At 64.0% G+C, this 12,397-nt stretch carries 12 protein-coding genes; 8 read left to right on the top strand and 4 right to left on the bottom strand.

Features of this window, described 5'->3' with window-relative positions:
- Positions 1-126 precede the first annotated feature (126 nt).
- On the top strand, positions 127-1,140 hold the full coding sequence (locus ACYG9R_RS07130) for a type II secretion system F family protein (protein ID WP_023669592.1): 1,014 nt from the start codon (positions 127-129) through the stop codon (positions 1,138-1,140).
- A 40-nt stretch (positions 1,141-1,180) separates the two neighbouring features.
- Positions 1,181-2,197: a type II secretion system F family protein gene (locus tag ACYG9R_RS07125; RefSeq protein WP_023823742.1), complete on the top strand. Its 1,017-nt coding sequence runs from the start codon at positions 1,181-1,183 to the stop codon at positions 2,195-2,197.
- 113 nt (positions 2,198-2,310) lie between these two features.
- Here the strand turns inward: ACYG9R_RS07125 and ACYG9R_RS07120 are convergent, their stop codons facing one another.
- The gene (locus ACYG9R_RS07120; RefSeq protein ID WP_023669594.1) at positions 2,311-3,132 is read right to left on the bottom strand and encodes a tetratricopeptide repeat protein; all 822 of its coding nucleotides are present in this window, start codon (positions 3,130-3,132) and stop codon (positions 2,311-2,313) included.
- A gap of 237 nt (positions 3,133-3,369) precedes the next feature.
- On the opposite strand from ACYG9R_RS07120, the gene ACYG9R_RS07115 reads away from it, so the two are divergent.
- From ACYG9R_RS07115 to ACYG9R_RS07105, 3 genes are all read left to right on the top strand, one after another.
- Positions 3,370-4,731: a leucyl aminopeptidase family protein gene (locus ACYG9R_RS07115; RefSeq protein WP_023823741.1), complete on the top strand. Its 1,362-nt coding sequence runs from the start codon at positions 3,370-3,372 to the stop codon at positions 4,729-4,731.
- 69 nt (positions 4,732-4,800) lie between these two features.
- Positions 4,801-5,151 carry a MarR family winged helix-turn-helix transcriptional regulator gene (locus tag ACYG9R_RS07110; RefSeq protein WP_023669596.1) on the top strand — a complete coding sequence of 117 codons (351 nt, stop codon included), beginning with the start codon at positions 4,801-4,803 and terminating at the stop codon, positions 5,149-5,151.
- 29 nt (positions 5,152-5,180) lie between these two features.
- Positions 5,181-6,041: a C40 family peptidase gene (locus tag ACYG9R_RS07105; protein ID WP_023823740.1), complete on the top strand. Its 861-nt coding sequence runs from the start codon at positions 5,181-5,183 to the stop codon at positions 6,039-6,041.
- A gap of 133 nt (positions 6,042-6,174) precedes the next feature.
- On the opposite strand, the gene ACYG9R_RS07100 is transcribed toward ACYG9R_RS07105, so the two are convergent.
- Entirely contained in the window at positions 6,175-6,369 is a 195-nt protein-coding gene (locus tag ACYG9R_RS07100; protein WP_245260071.1) for a hypothetical protein, read from the bottom strand.
- On the opposite strand from ACYG9R_RS07100, the gene ACYG9R_RS07095 reads away from it, so the two are divergent.
- Complete coding sequence (locus tag ACYG9R_RS07095) at positions 6,277-8,781, top strand: ligase-associated DNA damage response DEXH box helicase (RefSeq protein ID WP_245260061.1); 2,505 nt, start codon at positions 6,277-6,279, stop codon at positions 8,779-8,781. The genes ACYG9R_RS07100 and ACYG9R_RS07095 overlap by 93 nt on opposite strands.
- On the top strand, positions 8,778-9,494 hold the full coding sequence (gene pdeM, locus ACYG9R_RS07090; RefSeq protein WP_023823738.1) for a ligase-associated DNA damage response endonuclease PdeM: 717 nt from the start codon (positions 8,778-8,780) through the stop codon (positions 9,492-9,494). The genes ACYG9R_RS07095 and pdeM overlap by 4 nt, the downstream gene beginning before the upstream one ends.
- A 4-nt stretch (positions 9,495-9,498) precedes the next feature.
- Here pdeM and ACYG9R_RS07085 read toward each other — a convergent pair whose 3' ends face one another.
- A complete protein-coding gene (locus tag ACYG9R_RS07085) occupies positions 9,499-10,470 on the bottom strand; it encodes a quinone oxidoreductase family protein (protein ID WP_023823737.1) in 972 nt (323 codons plus the stop codon).
- Between the two features lie 94 nt (positions 10,471-10,564).
- On the opposite strand from ACYG9R_RS07085, the gene ACYG9R_RS07080 reads away from it, so the two are divergent.
- A complete protein-coding gene (locus ACYG9R_RS07080; RefSeq protein ID WP_023688709.1) occupies positions 10,565-11,443 on the top strand; it encodes a LysR substrate-binding domain-containing protein in 879 nt (292 codons plus the stop codon).
- A 12-nt stretch (positions 11,444-11,455) separates the two neighbouring features.
- Here the strand turns inward: ACYG9R_RS07080 and ACYG9R_RS07075 are convergent, their stop codons facing one another.
- Positions 11,456-12,394 carry a dimethyl sulfoxide reductase anchor subunit family protein gene (locus ACYG9R_RS07075; protein ID WP_023823736.1) on the bottom strand — a complete coding sequence of 313 codons (939 nt, stop codon included), beginning with the start codon at positions 12,392-12,394 and terminating at the stop codon, positions 11,456-11,458.
- Positions 12,395-12,397: the final 3 nt, after the last annotated feature.

Below are 12,397 nucleotides of genomic sequence, written 5' to 3'. Positions count from 1 at the left end.
AAAAGTGTGAAGCGGTTTTCCCGGGAAAAGCGCGTAGCGCTTTCCCTTCGGAATTGCGTCAAAACAAAGCGATAGCGCATATCGCCGTTTCCTTGAAACGGCGATATGCGCTGGGGACCGAGGTCGATGTTCGGAATTGACACCACCGTACTGGCGTTCATCGTGCTCGCCGGCTTCAGCGCCGGTGCGGTCGCCTATGCCTTCCTGTTCACCAAGATGAGCAACGAGAAGCAGGCCGGCAAGCGGCTCGAGACGATCAAGGCCGCCGAGACCGATCGTTCGGTCGTCAAGGCTTCGCGCGACCGTGTCGCGGAGGCGGTCAAGCGGCGTAAATCTGTCCAGGACACGCTGAAACAGCTCGACGAAAAGCAGAAAACCAACGAACTCGCCGTCAAGAAGCCGCCGTTAAAGGCCCAGATTCGTCAGGCCGGCATGCAGGTCTCGATCGAGCGTTTCTATATCTACTCCGTCATTTGCGGCATCGCGCTGACGGTGCTTGCCTATCTCGCCGGCGCGCCGCTTCTGGTCCTGCCGGGCGCGCTGCTGGCGGGGGCGCTCGGCCTGCCGCGCTGGTTCGTCTCGTTTCGCCGCGCGCGCCGGGTCAAGGCGTTCCTCAACGAATTTCCCAACGCCCTCGACATCATCGTGCGCGCCGTCAAATCCGGCCTGCCGCTCAACGACGCCATTCGCCTGATCGCCAGTGAATCGCCGGAGCCGGTCAAGACCGAGTTCCGCCGGATCGTCGATTCACAGCAGATTGGCATGTCCATCCCCGATGCCACCTTGCGCATGGCTGAAACCATGCCGTGCAGCGAGGCAAGCTTCTTCGGCATCGTTATCCAGATCCAGTCACAGGCCGGCGGTAATCTCTCCGAGGCGCTTGGCAACCTGTCGCGCGTGCTTCGCGATCGCAAGAAGATGAAGGCCAAGGTCCAGGCGCTTTCCATGGAAGCCAAGGCGTCGGCCGTCATCATCGGCGCGCTGCCTTTTGTCGTCGCCCTTCTCGTCTATCTGTCGAGCCCGAACTACATCATGCCGCTGTTCACCACCAGCACCGGCAATCTGATCCTCGGCTGTTCCGGCGTCTGGATGTCGATCGGCATTCTGGTGATGCGCAAGATGATGAACTTTGAAGTATAGGCCGACCTTGGAAAGCTCGAAACGAAAAGACTGAAAACGAATGACCGACCAAGTCGTAAAATCGCTGACCGATCCTGCCTTCCTGATAGCGTTGCTGGTTGGCATTGCGGTGTTCGCGACCGTCTTCACGGTGCTGCCGGCCCTTGGTGGCAATCAGCTCAAGACGCGCATGAGATCGGTGGCGCTGGAGCGTGACGAATTGCGCGCCAAGCAGCGCGCGCGGCTTGCCAATGAAGCCGATCGTCGCCGCAAGGGGCTGCGCGAAGAGCAGTCGATCGGCATGCGCAACATCGTCGACAGGCTGGACCTGCGGCGTGCGTTGGCCGATGAAGGCACGTTGCAGAAGCTCAAGGTGGCGGGCTTTCGTGGCCAGAACCCGCTGACCCGCTTCCTGTTCTTCCGCCTGATCCTGCCTTTTGTCGGTTTCACGCTGGCAGCGATCTATCTGTTCGTGCTCGGCGGACTGCCTGACCGGCCGGCCTTCGTGAAACTGTTCGTCTGCATCCTTGTCGCCTACGCCGGTTTCTACGCGCCGATCCTTTACGTCAACAATCGTGCCGCCAAGCGCAAGCAGTCGATCCAGGCGGCGTGGCCGGATGCGCTCGACCTGATGCTGATCTGCGTCGAATCGGGCATGTCGGTCGAGGCCGCCTTGCGCAAGGTCTCCGAGGAGATCGGTTCGCAGTCGGTGGCGCTGGCGGAGGAATTCGTGCTGACCAACGCCGAACTCTCTTATCTGCAGGAGCGCAAGCAGGCTTATGAAAACCTCTCGGCTCGTACCGGCCTGGATTCGGTGAAGTCAGTGTCCCAGGCGCTGGTCCAGGCCGAACGCTACGGCACACCCGTGGCGCACGCATTGCGCGTGCTGGCCTCGGAAAGCCGTGACATGCGCATGAATGCCGCCGAGAAGAAGGCCGCCGCCCTGCCGCCGAAGCTTACCGTGCCGATGATCCTGTTCTTCCTGCCGGTTTTGTTCGCCATCATTCTGGGCCCAGCCGGCATTCAGGTCAGTCAGCGCGGCATCTTCGGCGACCAGCACAATTCCTCAAGCCAGTAGGCCTCGTTGCAGCCATACAAAAGAGCCGCACTGCCAATGCAGTGCGGCTCTTGTTTTCAGCTTTGAGATGTGGACGGATTTTGCGCTGTGCGGAGCCGGCGCCCATGCGGCGCTCAGTTGGTCGCCGGCTTTGCCTTGTCCTGATCCTTGAGCTGACTCCAGGCGTTCTGCTGGGCAAGCATCTGGCGAAGATAGGCTACATTGGCTTGCGCCTGTTCGGGTGAAAGCTCCTGCGAGGCGATCTTCTCGGCCTCGTCGAAGCGGCCCTGCAGTCCCACGACCAGCGCAAGGTTCTGGCGCACCCGGCTGTCGGCATTCGGTTGCTGGGCTGCCGAGCGCATATAGGTCTCGGCGGTGCGCAGATCGCCTTCCAGCACATAGGACATACCGAGATTGGAAAGGATCGAGGGTTCGTTCGGCTTTAGGTCCAGCGCCTTGCGGTAGTTCTGGCGCGCTTCATCCTTCTGGCCAAGCTGGTCGAGAATGGCGGCCTCGGCCGACATCAGCCGCCAGTCCGGATATTCCGGCGTCTGCGCCCGGCGCACGGCGTCGAGCGCCGGCTCGAACTGGCCGTTGGCGGCCAGCGCCTTGCCGTAGGCGGCAAGCACGTCGCGATCCTTGGGGTAGGCGATCGCCAGCTTGCGCATCACGGCAAGCGACTGGTCGGCATCGCCGTCCATCTGGAGCGCCGCCGCAAAATTTGTCGCCAGCCGCTTGTCGTTGGGGTTCTTTGCGTAGGATTCGCCCAGCCGCCCGGTCGCCCCGTGCAACTCGCTGGCCGACATGGTTTCCAGCGGTTTGCCGCTGGTGCGCCCGATCGAGCCGGTCGTGAGCTTGCTGGTTCCGCACCCGGCAACACCGGCCGCCAGCGCCATCAGCAGTGCCGTGGTGACCAACCGTTTGCCCGTGACGTTCATCCTGCGGTTGGTGGGCATCGGCACGGGGCTCTCCATTCCTGCGCGTGGCCATTCACGTGGCCATCTTCATCCCCGCAGAAATATTCTGTTAACCCTAACGGACAGTTAAAAAGTGAGCCGTCGGATCGGTGAACGGCCCGCCGGAAGCCTTTGGCCTGGCAGTCCCATGCCGGCCCCTGTGCATAGATGTTGAAATCATCCGACGTCCCTGTCACTTGACTGAGGACGACCTGCAAGCCTCCCGGAGACCATCGAATGCCCGTCGAACTCATCGAGACACTAAACACTGCCCTGCCGGTCCATCTGGTCGCGAGCGATGGACTGGAGGCCTTGGGGCTTTCGCCTTCCATGACCGCATGGGCGGCCGCCAACGGCTTTTCCGGCGAAGCCGGTAGGACGCTCGCCGTCCCCGGCGACAACGGTTCCCTTGCCGGCGCCTTGTTCGGCGTCGGTGATGGCGAGGGCGCGCTGGCCGTCGGCATGCTGGCGAGAGCCTTGCCGGAAGGCGACTGGCATTTTGCCGCCGCTCCAGCCGAGCCGGAACTCGCGGCCATAGCCTTGGTGCTCGGCGGTTACGTCTTCACTCGCTACGGAAAGAAATCAGGCAAGACGCTGCGTTTTGCGCTGCCGCTCGGCGTAGATGCAGGACGCGTCCGGCGCATCGCCGACGGCGTCTTCCTGGCGCGCGACCTCGTCAACACGCCGACCAGCGACATGGGACCGGACGAGTTGGAGAAGGCCGTGCGGACCCTGGCGGCCACTCACAAGGCCGAGGTGTCGGTGATCAAGGGGGATGATCTCCTGAAGCAGAATTTCCCGATGATCCATGCGGTCGGCCGGGCCTCGGTCGGAGCGCCGCGACTGATCGACATGGTTTGGGGACCGGAAGGCGCGCCGAAGGTGACGCTGGTCGGCAAGGGTGTCTGTTTCGACACTGGCGGCCTCGACATCAAACAGTCGTCGGGCATGCTCTTGATGAAGAAGGATATGGGCGGCGCCGCCAATGTGCTGGGCCTGGCCTCGATGATCATGGCTGCCGGGCTGAAGATCCGGCTGCGCGTCCTGATCCCGGCGGTCGAGAATTCGATTGCCGGCAACGCCTTCCGGCCTGGAGATGTACTGACCAGCCGCAAGGGCCTCACCGTCGAGATCGGCAACACCGACGCCGAAGGGCGGCTGGTGCTGGCCGATGCGCTGGCGCTGGCCGATGACGAGGAGCCGGAACTGCTGATCGACATGGCGACGCTGACCGGGGCAGCGCGTGTCGCGCTCGGTCCCGATCTGCCGCCTTTCTACACTGGCGACGAAGCGCTGGCGTCCGAACTGGCTGCGGCCTCGGTGGCCGTCGAGGATCCGTTGTGGCGCATGCCGTTGTGGCGGCCCTATGACGGCAGGCTGGCGTCGAAGATCGCCGACATCAACAACGTCACCACGGACGGTTTCGCCGGCTCGGTCACCGCGGCGCTGTTCCTCAAGCGCTTTGTCGAACGGACAACGGGCTGGGCGCATTTCGACATCTTCGCCTGGAACCCGTCCGATCGCCCCTATGGACCCGCCGGCGGCGAGGCGCAAGGCATCCGTGCACTGGAGCGGGTCATTTCGAGGCGCTATGCCTAGGGTCGTGAGCAAAGCACACTGCCTCTAAACTGAAACGGAACCGAAACAATTTGCCGTCATGCTCGCGCGATGTCGATTTCGATGCGTCCGAGCCAGGCGATGCGACTATGGCAGCAGGTGATGTTGTCCCAGGTGCGCGCCGGCGCGCCAGATCTCACCATGCGCCAGACGGCGATCCTGTTCACCATCTATCTCGACCCGCCGCCGCACACGGTGCGCGGCCTGGCAGCCCGCCTCAATGTCACCAAGCCGGTCATCACCCGCGCCCTCGATACTATGGGTGCGCTGAAACTGGTGTCACGCCATCGCGACGAGCTCGACAAGCGCAATGTGCTGATCCGGCGCACGGTCGAAGGCGCGCTCTTTGTCGAGCGCTTCGGGGATGGTATCGTTGCCAGGGCTCATGAACTGCCCATCTGATCAATCCATGAATTAGAACGAGTACCGATTTGACTGCCAGGGATGCCCGCCTCCACGCCTTCCGTTCCGACCTCGCCGATGCAAGGCTGAAAGGGAAGGTTTCGGCCGATCGCTTCGTCACCGGCCGTCCGGCTCGGATCACAGCCTCCGTGGCTGACGTGCGCAAGGCACCGCGCCCGGATGCCGGCGTCAACACGCAGGTACTGTTCGGCGACGATGTGCTTGTCTTCGAGGAAGCCGAGGGATGGGCCTGGGTCCAGGCCGAACGCGACGGCTATGTCGGCTACGTCGGCGCCACCATGCTGGGCGCACGCGAGCATGCGCCAACCCACATCGTCACGGCGCCGCGCACCTTCCTCTATCCCGGCCCGGATCTGCGCTTCCCGATCAGCGGCCAATTGTCTATGGGCTCGACGGTGACGGTGACGGGCGCTGCCGAAACGCGCGGCACGCACTATGCGCTGTTGCTCTCCGGCGAGGCGCTCATTGCCGGCCATGTGCGCCCGGTCAGTGATATCGCCGCCGACTATGTCTCGGTCTCCGAGATGTTTCTCGGCACGCCCTATCTCTGGGGCGGCAGCTCCGGCTTCGGCATCGACTGTTCGGGCCTTGTGCAACTGGCCATGCGCATGGCCGGCCGCAATGTGCTGCGTGATTCCGACATGCAAGCGGCAGGCCTCGGCGAGCCGCTCGATCCGGGATTCGATTATGCCGGACTGAAACGCGGCGACCTGGTGTTCTGGAAGGGCCATGTCGCGATCATGACCGACGCCGAGACCATGATCCACGCCAACGGCCACACCATGCTGGTCTCGCGCGAAGGGCTGAAGGAGGCGATCGGCCGGATTGGGTATCTCTATGGCGGGCCGACGGGCTTTCGGCGGCCGTAGCGCCTCTTCCTTCGCTCCCGTTCACGGGGAGAAGGTGCCCGAACGGCGGATGAGGGGCGGCGCCAGCGATTGAAAGCTCGCGCTGCCCCCTGCCGGCATCCTCTCCCGTACGGGGTGAGGATAACTCACCCGATCACCTTTTGTTCCGATTTTCCTTGGCGATCGCGCGCCGTCGCGCTACCTCTTTCGCGTGACCGAGCAGCCGCGCCTTGCCAAACAAAATGCCGCCGTCCTTCTGCCCGAGCCATTCATCAGATGGTTTGGCGAAAAAGGCTGGTCGCCGCGCGCTCACCAGATCGAGCTGCTGGCGAAGGCTCAAGCCGGGCAATCGGTGCTCTTGATCGCACCGACCGGCGCCGGCAAGACACTGGCCGGCTTCTTGCCATCGTTGACCGAACTGGCCAACCGCCCCAGACGCAAAGCTGGTATGGCACGGCGCGGCATCCATACGCTCTACATCTCGCCGCTGAAGGCGCTGGCCGTCGACATCGAGCGCAACCTCGGCAAGCCGGTGGAGGAGATCGGCATGCCCGTCACCATCGAGACGCGCACCGGCGACACGCCTTCCCACAAGCGACAGCGCCAGAAGCTGGCGCCGCCCGATATCCTGCTCACCACGCCCGAGCAATTGGCGCTGCTGATTGCGGCCGGCGATGCCGGGCGCTTCTTCGAGGATCTGCGCTATGTCGTGCTCGACGAGCTGCATTCGCTGGTGACATCGAAACGCGGCCATCTGCTGGCGCTCGGGCTGGCGCGGCTGCGCAGCATCGTGCCCGGCCTGCAGACGATCGGTCTGTCGGCAACGGTGGCCGAGCCCGACGAGTTGCGGCGCTGGCTGGTGAGCCAGAATCCGCCCAAAGGCTTGGCAAGTCCCGATATGTCTGAGCTCATCGTCGTAACCGGCGGCGCGAAGCCCGAAATCTCGATCCTCGATTCGGAAGAGCGCGTGCCATGGGCCGGCCATTCGGCGCGCTATGCGACGCCGGAAATCTACCGCGAGATCAAGCGCCACAAGACCACCCTGCTGTTCGTCAACACCCGCAGCCAGGCCGAGCTGCTGTTTCAGGAATTGTGGCGGGTCAACGAGGATACCTTGCCGATCGCGCTGCATCACGGCTCGCTCGATGTCGCCCAGCGCCGACGCGTCGAGAAGGCGATGGGGGAAAACGCGCTCCGTGCCATCGTCGCCACCTCGACGCTCGACCTTGGCATCGATTGGGGCGATGTCGATCTGGTCGTCCATGTCGGCGCGCCCAAGGGCGCCAGCCGGCTGGCGCAGCGCATCGGCCGCGCCAATCACCGCATGGACGAGCCGTCGAAGGCGATCCTGATCCCGGCCAATCGTTTCGAGGTGCTGGAGTGCCGGGCAGCCCTCGACGCCAACTATCTCGGCGCCCAGGATACGCCGCCGCTGGTCAATGGCGGGCTCGATGTGCTGGCCCAGCATGTGCTGGGCTGCGCCTGCGGAGCGCCGTTTCGCGCCGACGATCTCTACGAGGAAGTGCTGACAGCAGCGCCCTATGCCAGCCTCGACCGGCCGACATTCGACCGCGTCATCGATTTCGTCGCCACCGGCGGCTACGCACTGAAGAACTACGAGCGTTACGCCCGCATCCGCCTCTACAAGGACGGCATGTGGCGGGTCTCCAATCCCCGCGTCGCGCAGCAATATCGGCTGAACGTCGGCACCATCATCGAGGTGCCGGCGCTCAATGTGCGTTACGTCAAGGCTGGCAGCAAAGGCTCGGCTCCGCACGGCGGCCGGGCTCTGGGCAAGATCGAGGAGGCCTTCCTCGAAACGCTGACGCATGGCGACACCTTCATGTTTGCCGGCAAAGTGCTGCGCTTCGAAGGCATCCGCGAGAATGAATGCTTCGTCTCGAACGCGCCGGGAAGCGACGCCAAGGTGCCTTACTATGGCGGCGGCAAATTTCCGCTTTCGACCTACCTCGCCGAGCAGGTGCGCGCCATGCTGGACGACCCGCAGCGCTGGAGGAAGCTGCCGGAGCAGGTGTCGGACTGGCTGCGGTTCCAGGCCGACAAATCGATACTGCCCAAACGCGACGACCTCTTGATCGAGACCTTTCCGCGCGGCAACCGTCACTATCTCGTCGCTTATCCTTTCGAGGGCAGGCTGGCGCACCAGACGCTCGGCATGCTGCTCACCCGCCGCCTGGACAGGGCCGGCGCCAGGCCGCTCGGCTTCGTCGCCACCGACTATGCCCTGGCCATATGGTCGCTGGGCGATATGGGTGCGATGTTCAAATCGCGGAAACCTTCGCTTGGCGCGCTGTTCGACCAGGACATGCTGGGCGACGACCTGGAGGCTTGGCTGGCCGACAGCTGGCTGCTCAAGCGCACCTTCCGCAACTGCGCGCTGATTTCGGGCCTGATCGAGAAACGTCACCCCGGCCAGGAGAAAAGCGGCCGCCAGGTCACCGTCTCGACCGATCTGATCTATGACGTGCTGCGCAGCCATGAGCCCGACCACATCCTGCTGCAGGCGACGCGCGCCGACGCGGCGACCGGTCTGCTCGATGTCAGCAGACTTGCCGACATGCTCTCGCGCATCCAGGGTCGAATCGTGCATAAGGCACTCGAACAGATATCGCCGCTGGCCGTGCCGATCATGCTCGAAATCGGCAAGATGCCGGTGAATGGCGAGGCCGACGAAACGCTGCTGATGGATGCCGCGACTTTGGTCGAGGAAGCCATGGGCCCCGGGATGATTGAGGAATGAATTTTTCGCTGGCGCGGGCATCGCTGATGGCCGAGGCCGACTTGGTCGGCATCGCGGGCGAGCGCGCGGTCTGTGATTCGCGCGGCGTGCTCTATTTCCCCGATCTGAGGCTGCTCGCGGTCTCCGACCTGCATCTGGAAAAGGGCTCGTCCTTCGCCAGGCGCGGCGCACTGATCCCGCCCTACGATACCGGCGCCACTCTGCTCCGGCTGCAGGCGGTAATCGCGGACTACCAGCCGGCCATCGTCATCAGCCTGGGCGACTCCTTCCACGACGGCGGCGGCGCCGAGCGCATGCATCAAACCTTCCGCGATCGGCTGGAAGCATTGATGGCCGGCCGCGACTGGTTCTGGGTCGCCGGCAACCATGACCCGGAAGCGCCGGCGGATTTGCCCGGCGAGACGGTGCGCGAACTCGCCATCGGCTCGCTGCTGTTCCGCCACGAGCCGTCGAAGATAAGAACCGAGGGCGAAGTTGCCGGCCATCTTCACCCTTGCGCCAGGATCGTCCAGCAGGGCCGCTCGGTGCGGCGGCGCTGCTTTGCCGGCGATGGCGGCCGCATGATCATGCCGGCCTTCGGCGCTTATACCGGCTCGCTCAACGTGCTCGACCGCGCCTATGCCGGCCTGTTCCGCCGCGAGACGTTGATAGCTTATATGATGGGCGCCGCGCGCATCTTCGCCATTTCCGGTTCGATGCTGCGGCCGGGCTGAGTTTCTACGGTATAAGCACGGTTGCGCCTGTCGTCTGCCGTGCTTCGAGCCGGCGGTGCGCCTCCGCCACTTCGGCAAGCGGCATGCTTGTGTGCACCGGGATTTTCACTGCGCCGCTGAGGACGACGCTGAACAGATCCTCGCTCATGGCGACAACGTCCTCACGCCTGGCGAGATGATGGAACAGCAACTGCCAGGTGGCGAACAGCGAACCCTTCTGCATCAAAAGCATGATGTCGAATGGCGGGATCGACCCCGACGCTGTGCCGTAGCTGACGAAGGTGCCGAACGGCCGCAGGCAGTCGAGCGAGGCCGGGAAGGTCGTGTTGCCGACGCCGTCATAGACGGCGTGGCAGCCCTCGCCGTTGGTGACCTCTTTCACCCGTGCGGCGAAATTCTCTTTGCTGTAGTCGATGACATGGTCGCAGCCATTGGCGCGCGCAAGTTCGGCCTTTTCGGGTGAACCGACCGTGGCGATGACGATGGCGCCGAGATGCTTTGCCCATTGCGTCAGGATGAGGCCAACGCCGCCCGCTGCGGCATGCACCAGAATTGTATGGCCCGCCTCGACGCGAAACGTGCGACGCAGCAGATATTGCGCCGTCAGCCCCTTCAGCATCATGGCCGCGCCCGTCTCGAAATCGATGGCGTCGGGCAGATGCACGACGAAATGCGCCGGCACGATGCGTTCTTCGGCATAGGCGCCGAGCGTCTCGACATAGGCGACTCGGTCGCCAGGCGCGAAGCCGCTGACGCCTTCACCGACGGCGACGATTTCGCCGGCGCCTTCATTGCCGGGAATGAATGGCAGAGCGGGCGGCGCGTATTCGCCGGTGCGAAAATAGATGTCGACGAAGTTGAGACCGACCGCCCGGTTGCGCACGCGCACCTCGCCCGGTCCGGGCTGGCCGATGTCGACATCTTCGTAGGCGAGCACATCTGGCCCGCCATGGCGGTGAACACGGATCGCTTTCATGGTTTTCTCCCCTGCGCTGTTCTCTTGAGTGTGAGATAGCGCGTGGCGAGATATCATTGTAGACTGATACCTATGACATCAGAGTTCAAACAAAATGATATCTGAGCAGATCGGCCTCGACCTTCTCCGCACCTATGTCGCGGTCTGCCGGCAAGGTAGCCTGAGCAGGGTCGCCGCGCAGACCGGCAAGACCCAATCGGCGATGAGCATGCAGATGCGCCGGCTGGAGGGCCTGCTCCAACGGCACTTGTTCCAGCGCACCGGCCGCGGTGTCGTACCGACTGCGGCGGGAGAGCTCTTTCTGGGATACGCGACCCGCATCCTCGCTCTCGGCGACGAAGCGGTGGCGCGTCTGCAGCAGGCTAGCATTGGCGGCGGCGTGCGTATTGGTCTTGCCGAAGAGGTCACCACGGCCGCGCTTTCGGCCGCGCTTGGGCGGCTGCATCGCACCTATCCCGACATCAGCCTCGACGCGATGGTCGAGCACAGCGTCGCGCTGGGACGGCTGTGGAGCGAGGATGCGCTGGATGTCATGATTGCCCCGACATCCGTCGTCGCGGCCGATGCCGTGACGACATGGAACGTCGAACTGCAGTGGGTCTGCGCCCAGGACTATGTGCTGGACCATGACCGGCCACTCGATCTCGCCGCCTTCGGCGCAACCTGCCCTTGGCGCAGGCGGATGATCGAGGCGCTGGTCGCCGCCGGCCGGGAGCACCGGATCGTCCTGTCGTGCCAGAGCGTCACCGGCCTTCAGGCCGCCATCGAGAACGGACTGGGCGTTGGACTGCTTCCGCCCGAATCCGTGCGTACCGCTTCGATGCGGGTGCTGAAGACGTCAGCCGGCCTGCCCGAGCCGCTCACGGTCCAATACGGCCTTTACGCGCACGACCGCAGGACAGCTGTAATCGATGCCGCGATCGAAATCCTGCTTAAGGATTTGCCGGCGGCGCCACGAGCACGGGCCGCCTGACGGCGGGACGCTCTACCGGCCGTAATAGAGGGTGACGGTGTGCTTGGCCTCGGCGAAGAACAGCCAGCGCTCGACCAGCATGCCGGCGAACTGGACGATTGCCGCAAGCACCGACAGCACCGCTGCGAATGGCCAGGGCAAAGCGAGTAAGACAGAAAGCAGCAGCAGGGCAGGCAAGGCGAAAGCCAGCAACTGCGTGATCAGCCGCAGCTTTGCGCCATGTTTGCGCGCGATCCGAAAACCCATTTCCTTGAGCAGGTAGTTCTCCTCGGTGTGCGGCCATTCCAGCGAGCGAACCGTCCCTCCGGCGAGGCCTGTCGCCGTGTTGGCGGTGGTCGCGATCTCCAGCGCGTCATTGTATCGCCACGTCGCCAGCTTCCAGCCCCAGCCGAGCAAGGTCAGCAGCAGGGCGGCTACCGCAACGGCGGTCGGGCTGATGGCGAAAGCCTGCAGCAGCGCGTTCAACAGCACGCTGCCGGTCATCGCCGAAAAGATGAGATAGCCCGGCAGCGTATACGGGCTATGCCACTGCGCGATCGGCTTCAGCGAGGCATAGATCATGCCGGTGGTGCAGACGGTGACGATTGCGCCGATAGTTGCGAGAAACCCGGCGATGGCCATCCAGCCTCCGGTGCGGCCAAAAAACACCCAGCCGATGCCGAACAGCCCGGCGGGAATGAAGGTTGCGACCGACGATACACCCTCGCGTGACAGCCAGGAGCTACGCCATTGCGAAAAGGCGCGCCAGGCGCGTTCGGGCCGGCCGAGATGGCCGGTCGACGACAAAAGGCCGGCAGCAATCAGGCCAAGCGCCAGCCCCATGCCGATAAGGCCGAGCCAGAAATGGGCCGGGATAAAACCCAGTCCGCCAAGCACGCCGAGCAGCGCCAGCAGTCCGTAGCCCGCTCCTGTAGCAGTGGTGAAGAAAACGACGGAAAAGGCTGGATGCATTGG

This window comes from Mesorhizobium sp. RSR565B, from assembly GCF_054719465.1.
The sequence above is the reverse complement of the archived record's forward strand: the minus strand, read 5'-3'. Positions and strand labels throughout refer to the sequence as shown.